At 64.1% G+C, this 16,955-nt stretch carries 16 protein-coding genes; 1 reads left to right on the top strand and 15 read right to left on the bottom strand.

The window, feature by feature from the left end; translation table 11 throughout:
• From fliL to fliF, 7 genes are all read right to left on the bottom strand, one after another.
• Nucleotides 1-435 (bottom strand): flagellar basal body-associated protein FliL, encoded by a 435-nt coding sequence (gene fliL, locus NTU39_RS26250; RefSeq protein ID WP_231965115.1) that lies wholly within the window; start codon nucleotides 433-435, stop codon nucleotides 1-3.
• A gap of 316 nt (nucleotides 436-751) precedes the next feature.
• Nucleotides 752-2,206: a flagellar hook-length control protein FliK gene (locus NTU39_RS26245; RefSeq protein WP_257958896.1), complete on the bottom strand. Its 1,455-nt coding sequence runs from the start codon at nucleotides 2,204-2,206 to the stop codon at nucleotides 752-754.
• A 19-nt stretch (nucleotides 2,207-2,225) separates the two neighbouring features.
• Entirely contained in the window at nucleotides 2,226-2,678 is a 453-nt protein-coding gene (gene fliJ, locus NTU39_RS26240; RefSeq protein WP_039401735.1) for a flagellar export protein FliJ, read from the bottom strand.
• A 12-nt stretch (nucleotides 2,679-2,690) separates the two neighbouring features.
• Nucleotides 2,691-4,067 carry a flagellar protein export ATPase FliI gene (gene fliI, locus NTU39_RS26235; protein ID WP_267919856.1) on the bottom strand — a complete coding sequence of 459 codons (1,377 nt, stop codon included), beginning with the start codon at nucleotides 4,065-4,067 and terminating at the stop codon, nucleotides 2,691-2,693.
• Nucleotides 4,068-4,405: 338 nt separating this feature from the next.
• Entirely contained in the window at nucleotides 4,406-5,065 is a 660-nt protein-coding gene (gene fliH, locus NTU39_RS26230; protein WP_150663660.1) for a flagellar assembly protein FliH, read from the bottom strand.
• A gap of 19 nt (nucleotides 5,066-5,084) precedes the next feature.
• A complete protein-coding gene (fliG, locus tag NTU39_RS26225) occupies nucleotides 5,085-6,083 on the bottom strand; it encodes a flagellar motor switch protein FliG (protein WP_150663659.1) in 999 nt (332 codons plus the stop codon).
• Nucleotides 6,070-7,767, bottom strand: coding sequence for a flagellar basal-body MS-ring/collar protein FliF (gene fliF, locus NTU39_RS26220; protein WP_150663658.1), 1,698 nt, complete (start codon nucleotides 7,765-7,767; stop codon nucleotides 6,070-6,072). The genes fliG and fliF overlap by 14 nt, the downstream gene beginning before the upstream one ends.
• Nucleotides 7,768-8,128: 361 nt before the next feature.
• On the opposite strand from fliF, the gene fliE reads away from it, so the two are divergent.
• Nucleotides 8,129-8,464 carry a flagellar hook-basal body complex protein FliE gene (gene fliE / locus NTU39_RS26215; protein ID WP_150663657.1) on the top strand — a complete coding sequence of 112 codons (336 nt, stop codon included), beginning with the start codon at nucleotides 8,129-8,131 and terminating at the stop codon, nucleotides 8,462-8,464.
• Nucleotides 8,465-8,543: 79 nt separating this feature from the next.
• Here the strand turns inward: fliE and NTU39_RS26210 are convergent, their stop codons facing one another.
• The 8 genes from NTU39_RS26210 to NTU39_RS26175 all read right to left on the bottom strand — a co-directional run bounded on the left by NTU39_RS26210 (nucleotide 8,544) and on the right by NTU39_RS26175 (nucleotide 16,698).
• The gene (locus NTU39_RS26210; protein ID WP_257958894.1) at nucleotides 8,544-9,740 is read right to left on the bottom strand and encodes an ATP-binding protein; all 1,197 of its coding nucleotides are present in this window, start codon (nucleotides 9,738-9,740) and stop codon (nucleotides 8,544-8,546) included.
• A gap of 96 nt (nucleotides 9,741-9,836) precedes the next feature.
• On the bottom strand, nucleotides 9,837-10,271 hold the full coding sequence (locus tag NTU39_RS26205) for a hypothetical protein (protein WP_257958893.1): 435 nt from the start codon (nucleotides 10,269-10,271) through the stop codon (nucleotides 9,837-9,839).
• A 233-nt stretch (nucleotides 10,272-10,504) separates the two neighbouring features.
• On the bottom strand, nucleotides 10,505-10,876 hold the full coding sequence (locus tag NTU39_RS26200) for an EscU/YscU/HrcU family type III secretion system export apparatus switch protein (RefSeq protein WP_150663654.1): 372 nt from the start codon (nucleotides 10,874-10,876) through the stop codon (nucleotides 10,505-10,507).
• The gene (fliK, locus tag NTU39_RS26195) at nucleotides 10,873-12,276 is read right to left on the bottom strand and encodes a flagellar hook-length control protein FliK (protein ID WP_257958892.1); all 1,404 of its coding nucleotides are present in this window, start codon (nucleotides 12,274-12,276) and stop codon (nucleotides 10,873-10,875) included. Before fliK ends, NTU39_RS26200 begins: the two co-directional genes overlap by 4 nt.
• Before the next feature lie 41 nt (nucleotides 12,277-12,317).
• Nucleotides 12,318-12,656 (bottom strand): flagellar protein FliT, encoded by a 339-nt coding sequence (locus NTU39_RS26190; RefSeq protein ID WP_150578041.1) that lies wholly within the window; start codon nucleotides 12,654-12,656, stop codon nucleotides 12,318-12,320.
• Nucleotides 12,649-13,083, bottom strand: a complete 435-nt coding sequence (fliS, locus tag NTU39_RS26185) for a flagellar export chaperone FliS (protein ID WP_150663652.1) — start codon at nucleotides 13,081-13,083, stop codon at nucleotides 12,649-12,651. Before fliS ends, NTU39_RS26190 begins: the two co-directional genes overlap by 8 nt.
• Nucleotides 13,084-13,098: 15 nt before the next feature.
• Nucleotides 13,099-15,144, bottom strand: a complete 2,046-nt coding sequence (fliD, locus tag NTU39_RS26180) for a flagellar filament capping protein FliD (RefSeq protein WP_150663651.1) — start codon at nucleotides 15,142-15,144, stop codon at nucleotides 13,099-13,101.
• A 156-nt stretch (nucleotides 15,145-15,300) separates the two neighbouring features.
• On the bottom strand, nucleotides 15,301-16,698 hold the full coding sequence (locus NTU39_RS26175; RefSeq protein WP_150663650.1) for a flagellin N-terminal helical domain-containing protein: 1,398 nt from the start codon (nucleotides 16,696-16,698) through the stop codon (nucleotides 15,301-15,303).
• Nucleotides 16,699-16,955 lie beyond the last annotated feature (257 nt).

Here is a 16,955-nt window from a genome sequence, read left to right as displayed (position 1 = left end):
TCACTGAATTACAAACGCGGTGAACAGGACGTCGCCCACGGCTTGCTGCGGCATGTTGGCTGCGAACGGCTGTGCGACCAACGCACGGATTTCGCTCGCCAGACGGCGTTTGCCGTCAATCGTTGCGAGATCCTGCGGCTGCTTCGACGACAGCAACAACAACACTCGGCTACGTACTTCGGGCATATGTTGCGTGATGCGGGCCTGCGTTTCGGCATCTGCCACCTTGAGCGAGAGGCCGATGTGCAGGTAACGCTCGCCGTCTTCGCCCGAGAGGTTCACCGTGAACGGATCCATGCCGACAAACACGGGCGGCGGCGGGGGCGGCGGTGCTTTGGCCGCTTCGCTGCGTCCTGTCAGCAAATACACGGCCGTTGCCGCGCCGGCCGCTGCCATGAGCGCTACCGCCACGATCAACAGAATCCATTTGCGCATGCCCCCTCCGGAGGGAGCCGCGGCTTGCGTCGGTGCGGGATTTGCCATGTATTCGCCTGCTATTGGGTAGTGATTGTCGGCCAACCCGCCTGGGGGTGATCGGCCGAAAAGAAGGGACAATCGCGTCTAACTCGCGTCTTTGTCTTAACGGCAGAAAAACCCGCTTGCTTTAGGGTACTTTGCCGCCACACTGCGGCGCCGCGTCACCCTGTCGCACCTATGGCGACGGCTGGCAGCCCGCGTGGCATGGCGTTTTGCGCCGACTTTCGCGCCGGTCATGCACCTATCGTGTGACCGGCGCCAGTCTCAGGAAAACTTACGCGAAGGTGTCCACAAAGCCGTTGCTGGCACGCACCGGGGCGTTCACGGTCGTGGCGATCGGGGCGTCGTCCGCCGTCTGGCCGAAGCCCGGCGTGCCGCGTCCGTTGCCATTGCCGCTACCGTTGCCGCCACCATTGCCGTTCGCACCCTGCTGCGCGAAGGCCTGTTGCTGCGAGCTGTCGCTGCTCACCGTCGCATTGCCGAGCGCGATGCCATTGTTGGCAAGGCTGTCGCGCAACTGCGGGAGCGCAGCCTGAACGGCGTCGCGCACGGCGGCGTGTTGCGAGACGAACATGGCCTGCGCCGAGTCGTTCGCTACGTTGAGCACCACGTGCAGCGGACCGAGATCGGGCGGGTTCAGGCTCAGTTGGGCCGTTTGTGCATGAGCACTCGAGAGCCACACGACTTGCTGCGAGAGCTGGTTGTTCCAGTCCTGCGTGCCAACGCGTGCGTTCAGCGCAAGGGCGGCAGGCAGGTTGGCCTGCGCTTGGAGCTGCGGCTGGGCGTCGACGGCCGGAGTGGCGCTTTGGGCCGCCTGCACGGCGGCTTGCGTCGCGGCGGTGGCGGCTTGCGAGGCGGCGTCGCGATTGCCCTGAGCCTGTGCCAGCGCGTCGGCCACCCGTTGTTGTGCCTGCGCATCGGTACCGGCGACCGACGTTGCGGCCTTTGCGTCCGTTGCCGCCGGTTGGGCGGTCGTTGCGGCGTGTGCGGTGGTGGCGTTCTTCGCCAGCGTGTCGAGCGAGATGCCGCCCGTCGGGCTGGTCGTCGATGCGGCGGGCGTGACGGTGCCCTTGACCGGCGCTGTGGTGGTGGCGGCCGTGCTCACTGGCTTGGCGTCGGCATCGGTGCCTGCCGGGGGCTGGCCTGTCAGTTGGGCGGCCCCTGCCGCTTGAATCGCGCCAGCGACGGCGGCCGTGATGGCAGCGCCGGTGCCCGGCTTGCCGTCGGTCGCCGTGGCGACTGCGTCGCCCGTCGGCGTTGCCGGGGCAGGTGCGGCCGTTTGCAGCGGTGCGTTGTTCATCGCAGCGAGGGCGACGGCCAGTGCCGCGGCCGGATCGCCCGGAGCGGCAGCCGTTTGCGTGTCGTCTTCCTCGTCCTTGCCATCATCGGCATTCGAGGATTTCGAAGGTTTGTTCGAAGCGTTCGCTTGACCGGTTTGGCCGGTCTGTCCCGACTGCGCCGTCTGGCCGGTTTGCCCGGACGACGCGTTGTCGGTCGACTTGGTGCTGTTCGACGAGTCGCTGGACGCATTCGTCTGCTTGGTCTGACCTGCCTGCGCGGCGTTGTTATTCGCGCTGCTGGCCGAGGGCTGGACGGTCTGACGCGTTTGCTGCGAGAGTACCGTGGAGAACGGCAACACGCTGGCATCGTCGCTGTTCGACGAACCGGCGCGGTTCACCGCTTGCCGGGCAGCGCCGGCGGCATCGGTCAGGAAGCTCAGAATCGACATAGTGGGCCCCTCAATTCCTTCAAATCGGTGATTCGGCACGACGGCGCAGGCTGCGCGCGGCGTACTCGTCGTTTTCTTTCTGCTCGCGACGCGCCACGCGCACAGCGGTGCGGGCTTCTTCGCGCGAGGCGAGCGTGCCGAAGGAGTTCAGGCGGCGTTGCTGTGCCTGCCATTCCCGGCGCGCGACGGTGAGACGCTCTTCCGCTTGCTGGAGCAGCATGGCCTGCTGCCCGATGGCGGTGTCGAGCGTATCGATGAATTGCTGGAAGTTGCGCCAGTCGCATCCCGCCATGCCCTGAATCGTTGCCGTCTGCATGCGCGTGCGGTACTCGTGACGATACTGACGCAGCGCTTCGAGCTGACGCTCGACTTCGGCGCGTTGCGTCTGACGCTCGCCAAGCAGGCGCGCAGCTTCGTCCACGTCCTTCTGGGCGAGTTCGATCAGCAACTTGAGGGGCAGGGTGGAATTCATGGCCGCCTCCAATTAGTGGAACAGTCCGCGCAACTGCTGCACGGCGTCCGGATAACTGGCCCGCTCGCGCATTCCCTGTTGCAGGAAGCCTTCGAGACGGGGATACAGCTCGATCGCCTGATCGAGCATCGGGTCGCTGCCCGGCGCGTACGCGCCCACGTTGATGAGGTCGCGGTTGCGCTGGTAGCGCGAAAGCATCTGCTTGAAGCGACGCACCGTATCGAACTGCGCATCGTCGATGAGTGCGGCCATCGCCCGGCTGATCGACTGTTCGATGTCGATGGCGGGGTAGTGACCCGATTCCGCGAGCTGACGCGAGAGCACGATGTGCCCGTCGAGAATGGCGCGGGCCGAGTCGGCGATGGGGTCCTGCTGATCGTCGCCTTCGGTCAGCACGGTGTAGAACGCGGTGATGGAGCCGCCGCCGTCCGGACCGTTACCGGCACGTTCGACCAGCGCGGGCAGCTTGGCGAACACCGAAGGCGGGTAGCCCTTCGTCGCAGGCGGCTCGCCGATGGCCAGTGCGATCTCGCGTTGCGCCATCGCGTAACGGGTCAGCGAATCCATGATCAGCAGCACGTCTTTGCCCTGATCGCGGAAGTACTCGGCCAGCGTCGTGGCATAGGCCGCGCCTTGCAGGCGCAGCAGCGGCGAGACGTCGGCGGGTGCGGCTACGACGACCGAGCGCGCCAGACCGTCCGGTCCGAGAATGTTCTCGATAAAGTCCTTCACTTCGCGTCCGCGCTCGCCGATCAGGCCGACGACGATCACTTCGGCCTGCGTGAAGCGGGCCATCATGCCGAGCAGCACGCTCTTGCCCACGCCTGAACCTGCGAAGAGACCCATGCGCTGGCCGCGTCCCACGGTGAGCAGCGAGTTGATGGCACGTACGCCGACATCCAGCACCGACTCGATGGGCGCACGGCCCAGCGGATTGATCGGCACCGACGCGAGCGAGGCGCTGTCGGTCATGCCGAGCGGGCCGAAGTCGTCCAGCGGGCGACCTGCGGCGTCGACCACACGGCCGAGCAGGGCTTCGCCCACCGGCAGGCGCTTGCCGTTGTGACGTTGCGAAGGGAGTGGGCCGTCGGCGGCGGGTTCCATCGGGAACACGCGCGCACCGGGCAGCAGCCCGGCGACTTCCGTTTGCGGCATGAGGAACAGGCGGTCGCCACCAAACCCGACGACTTCGGCTTCGGCCGTGGCGGGTTCGCGCGAGGCGTCGTGCACGGGCAACTCGATCAGGCAGCCCGCACCGACCGGCAACCGCAGACCGACGGCTTCGAGCACCAGACCGGCGGCGCGCGTGAGGCGACCGCAGCGGCGCGTCGGCTCGACGGCGTGTACGTGCGCGATGCGCTCACGCAACGTGTTCTGCCAGCGGCGCAGGTGTGCGTCGCGCGCGAGTTCGCGGGCGTTCAGCGCGTTGTGCGGTTGCTGTGTTGCGGCGGCCGACGTGTCGACGTCGGTCGCGGAAATTGCGTCGATAGAAGCGTCGTCGCTGGCTTGCGCGGCAGATTCGGCGTGGTCGTCAGCGTCGTGATCGTGATCGTCGGGCTGCAACGCACCGGCTTGCACCGTATGCGTGTCGATCTCATCCCACAAACGCACGGTCGGCGTGGTGCCATCGTTCGCCGGGGCGGGCGTGGACGGCGTCGCCTCGTCACGCAGATTCTCGGTGCTGGGCAGCACCGGCGCATGCGCGGAGAGTGGGGTGAGTTCGGCGTTCACCACGGCAGATCCTTGCCCAGTGCGGCCATGACGCGCTGCCAGCGGGTCGCGATGGTGGCGTCGACTTCGCCGCTCGCGGCTTCGGCCTTGCAGCCACCGCGTTCGATGGTGGGGTCGGGGCGCACGGTCCAGCCGGCGGCGCGGAGTTCTGCGCCGACGTGCGACTCGACGAGTTCGACGTCTTCCGGATTGAGCAGCAGACGCGGCGAGCCCGTCAGCGGATCGTTGGCCAGCAGGTCGCGCACGATCGGCAGCAGCGTTTCCGGACGAATCGTCAGCGTCTGGTGCAATGCCTGACGCGCGATGTCGAGCGCCAGTCCAAGCAACGGTTCGGCGACTTCGCGGTCAATGGCGTTCACGGCGTTGCCGAAGCCATGCGCGATATCTGCGAGTTGTGCGGCGCGCGTGTCGACTTCGTGCTTTCCGTCTGCCTGACCTGCGGCATAACCTTGCGCGTGACCGGCGGCATAGCCTTCGGCGTGTCCGGCGGCGCGCGCTTCTTCGCGCCACGCGGCGATCTGCTCGACGAGCGCTGGATCGTCCAGCGGGCTGGGCGGTTGCGGCGGCGGCGGGGCCGGGGGCGGCGGCGGGTCGAACGACGCCATCTCCCAGCGCTGCCAGGCAGAAAGGCGTTCCTTCGGGATGATGGTCGACATGCGCGCGGGCCCCGTTTCGTTACACGTACGCGTCGTCGCCGCGGCCGCCGATCATGATGGCGCCCTGATCGGCCAGGCGCCGCACGACTTGCAGCACCTTCTTCTGTTCAGCTTCGACTTCCGAGACACGGACCGGTCCGCGCGATTCCAGGTCTTCGCGCAACAGTTCGGCCGCGCGGGCCGACATGTTCTTGAAGAACTTCTCGCGCAGCTCCGCCGGCGCGCCCTTGAGCGCGATGATGAGCGACTCGGACTCGATTTCCTTGAGCAGCACCTGAATGCTGCGGTCTTCCACGTCGAGCAGGTTTTCGAACACGAACATCTCTTCGACGATCTTCGCCGCGAGGTCCGAGTCGTAGTTGCGCACGGCCTCGATGACCGATTCTTCGTGCACGCCGCCCAGATAGTTGAGGATTTCCGCAGCGGTACGCACGCCGCCCATCGGGCTGCGCTTGATGTTTTCGCTGCCCGAGAGCAGTTTGGTCAGCACGTCGTTCAGTTCGCGCAGCGCGGCGGGCTGAATGCCGTCGAGCGTGGCGATACGCAACACCACGTCGTTACGCAGACGTTCCGTGAAGAGCGCGAGGACTTCCGACGCCTGATCGCGGTCGAGGTGCACCAGAATCGTCGCAATGATCTGCGGGTGTTCGTGGCGGATCAGTTCGGCCACGGCCGTGGAGTCCATCCACTTCAGACCCTCGATGCCGCTCGTGTCGCCGCCCTGCAGAATGCGTTCGATCAGGCCCGCGGCCTTGTCGTTACCCAGCGCCTTGTTGAGCACCGAGCGAATGTATTCGGACGAATCGAGCGACAGCGCCGAGTGCTGTTCCGCTTCGAGCACGAAGTCCTGCAGCACGTCGGCGATCTGATCGCGCGTGACCTGTCGAAGCTGAGCCATCGCTGCGCCGAGCTTCTGCACTTCACGCGGCGCGAGGTACTTGAAGACCTCCGCCGCTTCATCTTCGCCCAGCGACATCAGGAGGATGGCGCTGCGTTGGAGTCCCTCAGCCGCGCTCATCGCCACCACCCACCCATGCTTTGACTACCGTTGCCACGATCTTCGGATCCTGTCGCGCCACCTGACGCGCGTACTGCAAGTTACGTTCGTAAGCGCTGAGTTCACCGCGCTTGCCGCCTTCGCCGTCTGCGCCTTCGCCTTCACCGCCGTCGGCGCCTGCTGCGCCGCCCGCACCGCCTGCGCCTGCCATCGTCGGTTCGGCCGGCGGCGGCGGGGTCAGGTGCTTGCGGATGGCCGGGCGAATCACGCCGAACCACAGATAGAGACCGATCAGACCGATCAGCACCCACTTGCCGACTTGCTTGGCCAGTTCGATGTTCTGACGCTGACGCCACCACGGCAGGTTCGCTTCCGGATCTTCTTCGACCGTGAACGCGCTGTTGACGATGTTGATCGTGTCGCCGCGCTGGCCGGAGAAGCCGATGGCTTCCTTCGACAGATTCTGGATCTGGTCGAGCTGCGCTTGCGTGAGCGCCACCATCGCGGGCTTGCCCTTGGCATCCGTGCCCGGACGGTAGTTCACGACAATCGCCGCCGACAGACGCTTGAGGCCGCCGGTCGCCTGCTGCACGTGACGAATCGTGCGGTCGACTTCGTAATTGGTCGTGGCGTCCTTGCGGTCGCTGCGCGGGCCTTGCGGAGCGCTGGCGGCGCTTGCCGGGTTGGCGCCTTGCTGGGCGAACTGCTGTTGTTGCTGCTGCTGCGTGATCGGCGCAGTGGCCTGACCCGGCGGCTGGTTCGACAGCGCGCCCGGCACACCACCGGCGGCGTTCGCGCCAATCTGCGAGGCTTCGCTGCTTTGCTGGCTGCGAACGGCTTGTTCGCCCGAGTTCGGCTTGTAGTTCTCCGACGTCTGCTCGACCTGATTGAAGTCGACGTCTGCCGTGACTTGCGCATGCACGTTGCCCGGCCCGACGATGGGGTTCAGGATCGCTTCGATGCGGCGTGCGTAGGACTGTTCGAGTTCGCGGACGTACTTGAGCTGGCTGGCGTCCAGACCCAGCGCGTTACCGCTTTGGGCGGAGAGCAGATTGCCGTTCTGGTCGAGCACCGTCACGTTCTTGACGGGCAGTTCCGGCACGCTCGACGCCACCATGTGCACGATGGCGCTCACTTGCGCGTCATCGAGTACGCGGCCCGGATAGAGCGTGACCAGCACCGAGGCGCTCGGCTTTTGCTGTTCGCGCACGAACACCGACGGCTTCGGGATTGCGAGGTGTACGCGAGCTGCAGAGACGGCGGAGAGCGATTCGACCGAGCGCGCGAGTTCGCCTTCGAGGGCGCGCTGGTAATTGACCTGTTCGGCGAACTGGCTGATACCGAACTTTTGGTTGTCCATTAGTTCGAAGCCGACCAGACCGCCCTTGGGCAAGCCTTGGGAGGCCAGACGCAGACGGACGTCGTGCACCTGTTCGGACGGCACCAGAATGGCCCCGCCGCCCTCGGCGAACTTGTACGGCACGTTCATCTGCTGGAGCGACGTGATGATGGCACCGCCGTCACGATCGCTCAGGTTGCTGTACAGCACCTTGTAATCGGGGGCACGGCTCCACAGGAAGACGGCGATCAGCAATGCGACGATGGCCGCGCCGCCGATGAGCAACGGCAGGCGCTCACGCGAGCGTAGCTGCGCGAGCAGGGGCGGCTTGGCGGCGACGTCAGCCGTCTGGGTGGCGGCGTTCATGCGCGGCTCCACGCCAGGGGCATTGTGATGACGGTCATCGCGGTGGAAGTGCTCACTAACATGCGACAGAATTCTCCGGGTACGCGTGGCATCGGGGCGCACATCCTCAAGTGGCTAAGGATTGGAAAGAAACCTGGTACAGGTGCGCACGATGCCGATGGTCCTGATTATTCGTTGGTGAATGTGGAATCGTTCTGAGGATTAGGCGGGTCTTTTCCCGTTAATTAAGCTATTGAGGGCTTGCCAAGGGGTGGTAAGCTCCGACGTGACTGATAAAAGGCAATCCGGTGTGGGCTGCGGATGTTTCGCGGGGTACCGGGGTTGTTGTATCGACGCATCGACATAAGCAAGGACAAGCAAAATGGCCATTCCGGGGATCGAATCGGTACTGCAGAAGCTGGGCGGCGTAGCGTCGCAGGCGGCGGGCTCGATCATGGGCACGTCCAGTGCTGGCGTGGGTTCTGCGTCGAAGTCGGGCGGTTTCGCGTCCGAGCTTGAGGCATCGCTCAAGCGCGTGTCGGCATCGCAGAACGGTGCCGAAGCGCAGGCCAAGGCTTTCGAAATGGGCGACCCGGGCGTAGCGCTGAACGACGTGATGGTCGACATGCAAAAAGCCAACATCGGCTTCCAGATGAGCCTGCAAGTGCGCAACAAGCTCGTTTCGGCCTACACAACTGTGATGAATATGCAGGTTTGATGGCTGGCTGAATGACTGCTGAAGGAGCCCCGTCTTTGACGGGGCTTTTTTGTTTCACGTTAGGGCCCGAAAGCCGATTTCATACCGGCTCGGCCTCGACCGTGTTTGGCATGATTCGCATCAGAAACTCGTGGAAGCGAGGTACGGTGAACGCGGCGTCCCCAAGTGGGGCGGTGTATAGCATGCCCTTGGTGACGAGATCGTTGCGAACGGGTTCGAGAAGCGCTGAAGGTAGCCCCATCGCCTTAGCGACGCGGCGTGAGTCGTGAGGCCCCTCACCGAGTTCTGCCATCGCACGCAAGTAGCTTCTCTCCGGCTGAGTCAGGCGTTCAAAACGAAATCCATAGAAGCCGTCGTCTAGCGCGGCGATGGCGGCATCCGAGACGTTATCGACATGATCGGGTGTAATCGGGCTCACGCTTGCCGCTCGCCACGTGAGCTTTCCCCACTGTTGCAGGAAGTATGGGTAAGCCCCCGACTGCTCGACGATGGCGTCAAGTGCGGCTGGCTGAATCGCGACACCCGCCTGAGCGGCAGGCTCGGTGATCGCATCTCGAGCGGCTTCCAGCGTAAGCGGTCCAAGGCGATGGACATCGAACATCCGCTCGGCGTAGGGCTTGGCGTCGCCAATGTGCTTGATCATTGGTGGAAGCCCTGCGCCGATAAGAATGACCGGCAACTGAAGCTGGGTGCATCGATGAAGGGCGTACAACAGCGAAGACAACTCGCGCTGCGGCATCCCTTGAAACTCGTCGATGAAGATTGCAAGCACCGTTTGCGCGGCGCGGGCTGCACGCCCCGCTTCAACCATCAATGCGCAAAGATCCAACTCCAGATCGCCACAGTCGGCCAGTCCGGGCTCCGGAGGGTAATCCATTCCGACTTCAATATCGCCGAACGATACTTTCAGTCCCGTCACGAAGCCCGCGAGTGCTCGCAGCCCTCGGGTGACGGCGTCTTCTGCGCTCCGCATTCTGTTCATGCGAAGCAAAGCGACGCGTAGCGCCGGAGCGAGTGAAGCGGGCAACGATTTGAATTCCGGCGCTTCGAGCCGAAGCGTAATCGAGTCACGTTGCTCGGCCTCGTATAGCAATCGTTCAAGCAAAACGGTCTTGCCAACGCCGCGAAGTCCGACTAGCAATTGACCATTGGCATGCCGCCCGATACGAAGGCGTTCGATACAAATTCGAACCTCCTCGCGGATGTCATCGCGACCGGTCAGGGCGGGTGGGGCTGCGCCAGCGCCGGGATTAAAGGGGCTTAAGATGCCGTCCATTGCGATGGGGTTCTAAAAAGAGGTAAGCAAAGCGTTGTGTTTGGCTGTAGCGCCATGGCACTCCAGACGATCGGGATCGCTCGTGATTGCCCTCGATCAGGTTTTGGTCGCTTCCTCAACCTCGTCGTTAGCAACCCACTTCGTATCGGGGGCATCCGCTTCGCGAACGGCTTCCTGAATCGCCTGCAAGACCCAGTTGTCATAGTCCGCGGCGCGTAACGCCGAAGGATTCGGGACCACGGAGAATTCGTTGATGCCCAGGGCGAGCAGGAAATCGGAGACGTCGCTCAACGTCGCAAAGGCTCTTGCGGCAGTCGATGTCGTATCCGCCAGCAGTCGAATCTCATCGTCGACGATGACTTCGATTCGCCAGAATTCCGCCTCTGATATCGCGAACACGCCGGATTTCTCTGCGGCAATCCAATCGAGAAATGCGTCGTGCGAAAGCGTCGGCATAGGCGGGGACATGAAATGTGAGGCGCAAGGCATTGCGCCGGACCGACGAGCGTCGGGAAAAGAGATGAGTTGCATAGTCTTCGGTCAAGAAAGCTGTCTGGAGAGACGGGCGTTCCGCGTGAACGTCCGAAGACTCATGCTATTGACCTGTGCAAACGACGAGACGGGCGTGTCGAATCCCGACGCGTCAGCAACGTCAAATACCTCGGAAAATCAAGCGAGTAGCACGCACTCGCATGGAGTGCAATTCGGAAGCTTCACGCCACACACGCATCAAGCGTGTATGGCGCGACCTAGCGCTTGCGGTGTCAGGCGGACGGGGGTGAGGCGGGGAGTCGTGGCGGGTTTTCGGCGGATGCGTCGGCCGGGACTTCCGGGGGCAGGATGCCCGGGGGGAGCGGGGGCGGTTTGCCGCCGCGTCCGGCTTCCAGCTTGTAGAGCCATGCCAGCAGCTCGGCGACTGCCTGATACAGCTGTGCGGGAATACGCTGATCGAGGTCGACCTGCATCAGCAGACTCACCAGCTCCGGCGACTCGTGCACGTACAGGCCATGCTCGCGTGCCGTGCGCACGATGGTCTCGGCCAGCAGGCCGTAACCCTTCGCGACGACACGCGGGGCGGAATCCTTTGCGCCGTAGGCGAGGGCGACCGCAGTGCGGCGTTCCGGTGGCAACGTCATGCCTCACCTCCGGTTTGCGGCGGGGTATCTGTCACGGATACGGGCAACGCTGCGACTTCAACATCGGCGGGTGACACGCTGGGCACCGTGGTATCCCCCTGCGCCGCGACCTCACCGGCTTCGTCCAACGCGCCGAACGACAACTGACTCGCGATCAGGCCGACGGCCGCCAGCCGGTGGCGCAGGTCTTCGCCTTCGTTCGACAGTACATCTGTCGACGCCGTCGAGTCGGTGAGCAGGCGTGCCTGCAACTGCTGACCCGATAAGCCCAGCGTGACGTCGATGGTGCCCAGTGACGGCAGCGTCAGACGCAAATGCGTATGCCACGTCGACGGCGCAGCGGCCTCGCCCGGCGCTTGCTGTCCGGGACGCTCTTCGACGCGCCACTCCATCGGCGCGCCGGGCCATGCCATACCGTTCCACTGAAACTGCGGATTGACCAGCATGTCGAGTTGCTGACGGACCAGCGTCACGCTCTCCGCTGGCGTATTCGCGACGGCCGCAATCGCACCCGCCGCACCGTGCTGTTGTGCGTTCGCCGACGTGCCACTTGCCGCCAGCGAGGCATCGCCGCCGTCATGTCCCGTCGGCAGCACGCTGCTTGTCGTATGCGCCACGCTTGCGGCGTGCGCAAGCGCAGTCGCCGTGTTCGGAAGATTCGCACTGGCGCGCAGTCCACCGTCGCTGGTATCGCCCTGAGCGGGGGGCGTGCCGTGCTGGCCGGGTGTGGGATTCGGCGTGGCCGACGGCAGGGACGGTGCCAGGGCGGACGGACTCAACGTCGGCCAGCCAGTGGCCAGCGCAGCCTCGCCGCCTGCCGGGCCGAGCAGGCGCGTCAGCGGCCCGGGCCCGGGCAACGTGGCATCCGCACCGGCCGCACGCAACTGCGCGGCAAGATTGGCGGACGCTGGCCAGCGCAACTGCGGCTCGGCCTGCAACTGCTCGAACGAGCGGCTGCCCGAGGCCCATTGCGACAGATGCGATTCATAGAAGAGGCCACTCGCCGACAACGCTTCCTTCAGCGCGGCAGCAACGAGCGGTGCCAGCGCCGGAGCGCCTGTGCCGGGTGCCGCAGGCCACACCGGCGCGCTCGCCTGTACGGGGCCGGGCGAGTCGGGGGCAAGACGCAGAATGGTATCGATGGTGCGCGCAGCGGCGGACAGCGTCGCCTGCTGAACCGGCGTGGGGACACGCGCGGCCGTTTGCGACGTTGCATTGCCCAGCGCGACGGCTGTGGGTGAGGTCTTGGTGGCGAGATCGCCGAGTGCGGAAGTGGCGTCGCCCGTCGGCTGTGAACCGGCGACGGCGTTGGGCGCGGTCGTCGAAGACACCCCCACGCCGAGTAATGTGTCGAGCCGCCGTGCGAGTGTCGTGGCCAGAACCGAGTCGAGACCGGCCATGCCTTACTCCGAAATGCGGGCGATGTGACGCGCGGCGCGCGTCAGGCGCCCAGGTTCAGGCCGTAGACTTCGTGCAGGGCACGTTGACGGCGCGTGCTGTTGATCATGGCGTCCAGGTGCGCCAGATGGGGCACCGCGAGATCGCGAATGGCAGCATCGTCGGCCAGAATGCGGCGGATGATGGCGTGCTTGCGCGTACGCTCGTCGTCGGACAACGGCAGATCGGCGTCGAGTTGCTTGATCGAGTCGACCTGTGCGCGATACTGCGTCTCGAGATCGATGAGGGCATCCCAGTCGCCATCGCGCGCCACACCGAGCATGCGCTCCGTGAGACCGGCAATACTTTCGTAGCAGTTCAGCAAAGTCGTGGCTTCATTCATAGCGCACTCCGGTGCCCGCCTGCGCGGCGGGGGCACCCGTGCCGGCAGCCGGGGCGATCGCTCGCCAGGCCGATGCAATTGTCTCGAGCAGGGTGTCGACTTCTTGAATCTTGGCTACGTTGTTCTCGAGGTTAGCTTCGAGAAGACGTCGCCCCATGTAGTCGTAGAGATCACGCAAATTGCGCGACAGTTCCCCGCCGACTTCCATATTCAAACCATCGCGCAGACCGCCGATGATCTCGATGGCTTTCGAGATGGCTTGCCCGCGCTCGACGATATGGCCAGCTTCGAAGTGAATGCGGGCTTTGGTGAGCGCAGCCTTGGCACCGTCGAACAGCATCACGATGAGCTGGTGCGGGCTCGCGGCGACGACGCCGGTTTCGAGCCCGACTTTGCGATACGCATTGGCGGCGTTCTGACCGTACATGACTCTTTGCCCCGCTTACTTCGAAGACGAGGAAGAAGAACCGCCGAGCACCTGCTTGAGGTAGTCGCTGGTGTTCTGGAGCTTAGCCATCGTCGCGTCGAGCGCCGTGAACTGCGCCAGATAACGGTTCTGCATCTGCGTCATCTGGTCTTGCCAGTCGGTTTCCTGCTGCTTGATCTGCTTGATCGACGTGTTCAGGTTGTTCGTCGCGCTTGTCACCGCGCCCTTGGCGCTCAGGAAGTCGCCGACCTGCGTGTTCAGCAGCGATGCGAAGCCCTGTGAGAAGCCGATGTTGCCGCGATTGCCCGTGGCCGTGCCCGACACCGTGACCTTGAGGCCGTCGATCGGGGTGCCTGCGGCGCCGGTAAGGGTCTGACCGCTACCGACTGCGGTGAAACCGCCGATGGTGCCGACGACGTCCAGCCCGGTCGTGGTGTTGTTGCCGTTGAACAGTTGGTTGTAGGCCGAGCCACCTGTGACGATCACTTTCGACGCCGAGCCGTAACGGTTCGACGTGATCGTCAGAATGCCGTTGTTCGACGCCACCGACACGCCCGACTGGGCAGTGGTGAACTTGCTGTTGCCGTTGATCGCGGACTGAATGGCCGAGGCCAGCTTGTCCTGCGTATAAGTGCCCGGCGGGATCAGCACGCTGGCGATGTTGCCATCGAGCGAGATCTGAAGTTCGTTGCTGCCAGCGGCAATCGTGGTCGTCGCACCCAGCGTGATCGCGCCGGTGGTGGTGCCTTGCGTGGCGGCCTGCGAAATGTTGATGCCGTACTGGCCCGGCTGCGTCGCGTTCGTCGAGCTGGTGAAGCTCACCAGACTGTCGGTCGTCTGACCGTTGGTCGCGAACAGCGAGGCGAGCGCGTTGAAGCCGTTCGTCGAGTTCATCGCCTTGTTCAAGGCGGTGGTGTCGACGGACAGCGTGCCGTCCTTGTTAAAGCCCACGCCAACCTGCGCGAGCGATGCGAGGCCCGTCGAGCCGACGCCCGGCAGCTTGCCGTTCAGAATCTGGGTCAGACGGTTCTGCACGAGCTGAACCGTCGAGTCGCCGATCAGCGGACCGTTGTTCGCGCCGTTACCGGCCGAGTCGAACGCGGTGAGTTTGCCGATCGTCGATTGCAGCGTGTTGTAAGCCGAGGCGAACGACTGCACGGCTTGCGTGACGGCCGCAGAGTTGCGGCTGGTCGTCACCGTGGTCGAGCCGACCTTCGTCAGATTGAGCGTGACGCCGGTGACCGATTTGGTCACAGTGTTCGTGGCGCTGGTAACCGCCAGACCGTTGATGGTCAGGTTAGCGTTTTGCGCGGCGCTCGTTTGCGTCAGGTTTTGCGTGCCGGTCGGATCGTTGGCGAGCAGGTTGGTGACCGTAGGGTCGCCGCCAGCGGCCACATCGACCTTCATGCTCATGTTCTGGCCCGTCGTCTTCGAGGTGAGCACGAGACGATAAGGCGTGCCGCTGCCGTCGTTGACGATCGTCGCTACGGCGTCGCCGTTCTGCGCGTTGATCGCGTCGCGAATGCCGGTCAGCGAGTTGTTGGTGCTGTCGATCGTGAGGTTGATCGGCGAGGAGCTGGCGTTGGCGGCGAAGCTCGCGCCGGAATATTTACCGTCGGTCAGCGTGCCGCCCGTGATCGTGCCAAGGGTGATCGTCACCTTGGTCGACGTGCCCGTGCCGATCGTACTCGTCTGGCTCGAAAAGCCCGATGTGGTCAGACTTTGCGCCTGAGCGAGCTGCGAGACGGCGATGGACCACTGGCTGACGTTGGCCGTCGAGTCGGCGGTGGCCGACAGGATCGTGTTGTCGCCGACTGCCGCTGCGACTTGCAGGAACTGCGAAGCGCTGGAGAGCGTGTTGAGTGAGGTCTGGAACGCAGACAACGCCGATTGCAGCTGGCCGATGGCGGAAAGCTTCGTGTTGTACGCCGCTTCCTGGTTTTGCAGCAGAGTGAGCTTGTTCGTGGCAGGCGTCATCAGACTCTTGACGAGTGCATTGACGTCCAGGCCTGACCCGATCCCTGGGGAGGAAATTGTGCCCGGTCCGTTAGAAGTTGCCATGATGTGCTCTCACTCCGTTGAATTGATCGTTGCTACCCGGACCGCCCAAAAATGCGATGGCCCGTAAAACACGCGGCGGCGGCACCGTTTCGCAGTGACGCCGCCGTCGACCCGGCGGACTCGCGCCCACCGGGTGTGTCAAGCACTACTCCGGTATTACTGGAGGAGCTTGAGCACTTGCTGCGGCAGCTGGTTAGCTTGCGACAGCATCGAGATACCCGCTTGTTGCAGGATCTGCGAGCGGGTCATGTTAGCCGTTTCCGCTGCGTAGTCCGTGTCCTGAACGCCCGAACGTGCCGAGGTCAGGTTTTGCGTCGTTGCCGACAGGTTGCTCACAGCCGACTGGAAGCGGTTTTGAATTGCGCCCAGCGTTGCGTTGAACGAGTCAGCCGTGCCGATGGCGGCGTCGATCTGAGCGACCAGCTTGGTAGCCGAGTCAACCGTCAGTGCGTTAGCCGTCGAGAGGCTGCCGCTCACTGCCGAGCTGCCTGCTGCCACGCCGATTTGCGTCAGCTTGGCGGCGGTGCCACCGACCGTGAAGTTCTGGCTCGAAACCAGGTTCAGCTTGCCGGTCGAGTCGACGAATGCCGTCACGCCGCTGCCGCTGGCGCTGATGGCGTCAGCCAGTTCGCCCACGGTCTTGAACGTGCCGGTGATCGACGTAGCCGTGGCCGAGCCAGCGGCTTGCAGCGTCAGGTCGGTGCCCGTCAGGGTCAGCGGCGACAGAGCCGTCTTCACGCCGGTCGACGAACCCGTACCCGTCGTAGCAGCCAGGGTGGCCGGGACGGTGACGCCGGTCAGGCCGGTCGTCGTCATGTTGATCGCAGCAGCGGTCGTGTTGGTGAAGTCGATTTCACCCGTCGTCGCGTTAGCGGCGGCGATGTTCGTGCCAGCGGCCGTGTTGATCGCGGCGGCCAGGTCGGCTGCCGTGTTGTACGTGCCGTTTGCGACTGCCGTGCCACCGACCGAGATCGAGTTGGCGGCGTCGAGCGTGATCGAACCGAACTTGGCAGCCGTCGTTGCCGTTGCCAGAGCAACGCCACCGATCGAGCCGGCGCCCATGTTCTGGCTCAGCGAGACCGAGATCGACTGGCCGGCGTTAGCGCCAACCTGGAAGTTCGCCGTGCCCATCGTGCCGTTGAGCACCGACAGACCGTTGAACTGCGTTTGTTGTGCCGTGCGGGTGATTTCCGACAGACGTTGCTGAACTTCCTGGTCGATAGCGGCGCGGTCCGAAGCCGAGTTCGTGGCGTTCGTTGCTTGCACTGCCAGCGTACGGATACGTTGCAGGTTGTCCGAGATCGACGACAGGCCGCCAGCAGCGGTCTGCACCAGCGAGATGCCGTCGTTGGCATTGCGCTGAGCTTGCGTCAGACCGTTGATCTGCGACGTCATACGGTCGGTAATGGCCAGACCGGCGGCATCGTCAGCGGCGCTGTTGATGCGCAGGCCCGACGACAGACGCGTGATCGACGTTTGCAGGCTGGATTGCGACGTGCTCAGGTTACGCTGGGCGATCGTCGAGAAGATGTTGGTATTGATGACAGATGACATTTAGCCACTCCTTTCCCAAAATTTTTTGGCTCCGGCTTAAGCGCCGTAACTTTGGCTCACCAGCCAATCGCCGAAAGCCGCCGTTGTAGGGGATATCGGACGGCCATTGGGAAAATTTAGGGTGGATTTGCAAAATGCTTTGCCAGCCCCCATCGACTTGCCAGGCCGATGTCGGAAAAACGCTAGTAAGCCAGTCTACAAAATTCCTCCACGATTGATCCGTCAAGGAAAGGGGCAATGTGCCGCCTATTCATGCC

It is taken from the genome of Pandoraea commovens (genome assembly GCF_024704525.1).
Classification (GTDB): Bacteria; Pseudomonadota; Gammaproteobacteria; order Burkholderiales; family Burkholderiaceae; genus Pandoraea; species Pandoraea commovens.
Note: the sequence above shows the minus strand (reverse complement) of the source record. Positions and strands in the feature narration are given on the sequence as shown.

Excerpts from the sequence above, each read along its gene's own strand:
- NTU39_RS26190 (WP_150578041.1), bottom strand. The coding sequence starts at position 12,656 with ATGAATGAAGCCACGACTTTGCTGAACTGCTACGAAAGTATTGCCGGT.
- fliS (WP_150663652.1), bottom strand. The coding sequence starts at position 13,083 with ATGTACGGTCAGAACGCCGCCAATGCGTATCGCAAAGTCGGGCTCGAA.
- fliJ (WP_039401735.1), bottom strand. The coding sequence starts at position 2,678 with ATGAATTCCACCCTGCCCCTCAAGTTGCTGATCGAACTCGCCCAGAAG.
- NTU39_RS26175 (WP_150663650.1), bottom strand. The coding sequence starts at position 16,698 with ATGTCATCTGTCATCAATACCAACATCTTCTCGACGATCGCCCAGCGT.
- fliD (WP_150663651.1), bottom strand. The coding sequence starts at position 15,144 with ATGGCAACTTCTAACGGACCGGGCACAATTTCCTCCCCAGGGATCGGG.
- fliG (WP_150663659.1), bottom strand. The coding sequence starts at position 6,083 with ATGAGCGCGGCTGAGGGACTCCAACGCAGCGCCATCCTCCTGATGTCG.
- fliL (WP_231965115.1), bottom strand. The coding sequence starts at position 435 with ATGCGCAAATGGATTCTGTTGATCGTGGCGGTAGCGCTCATGGCAGCG.
- fliK (WP_257958892.1), bottom strand. The coding sequence starts at position 12,276 with ATGGCCGGTCTCGACTCGGTTCTGGCCACGACACTCGCACGGCGGCTC.
- NTU39_RS26245 (WP_257958896.1), bottom strand. The coding sequence starts at position 2,206 with ATGTCGATTCTGAGCTTCCTGACCGATGCCGCCGGCGCTGCCCGGCAA.
- fliF (WP_150663658.1), bottom strand. The coding sequence starts at position 7,767 with ATGAACGCCGCCACCCAGACGGCTGACGTCGCCGCCAAGCCGCCCCTG.
- NTU39_RS26200 (WP_150663654.1), bottom strand. The coding sequence starts at position 10,876 with ATGACGTTGCCACCGGAACGCCGCACTGCGGTCGCCCTCGCCTACGGC.
- NTU39_RS26210 (WP_257958894.1), bottom strand. The coding sequence starts at position 9,740 with ATGGACGGCATCTTAAGCCCCTTTAATCCCGGCGCTGGCGCAGCCCCA.
- fliH (WP_150663660.1), bottom strand. The coding sequence starts at position 5,065 with ATGTCGACCATCATCCCGAAGGAACGCCTTTCTGCCTGGCAGCGCTGG.
- NTU39_RS26205 (WP_257958893.1), bottom strand. The coding sequence starts at position 10,271 with ATGCAACTCATCTCTTTTCCCGACGCTCGTCGGTCCGGCGCAATGCCT.
- fliE (WP_150663657.1), top strand. The coding sequence starts at position 8,129 with ATGGCCATTCCGGGGATCGAATCGGTACTGCAGAAGCTGGGCGGCGTA.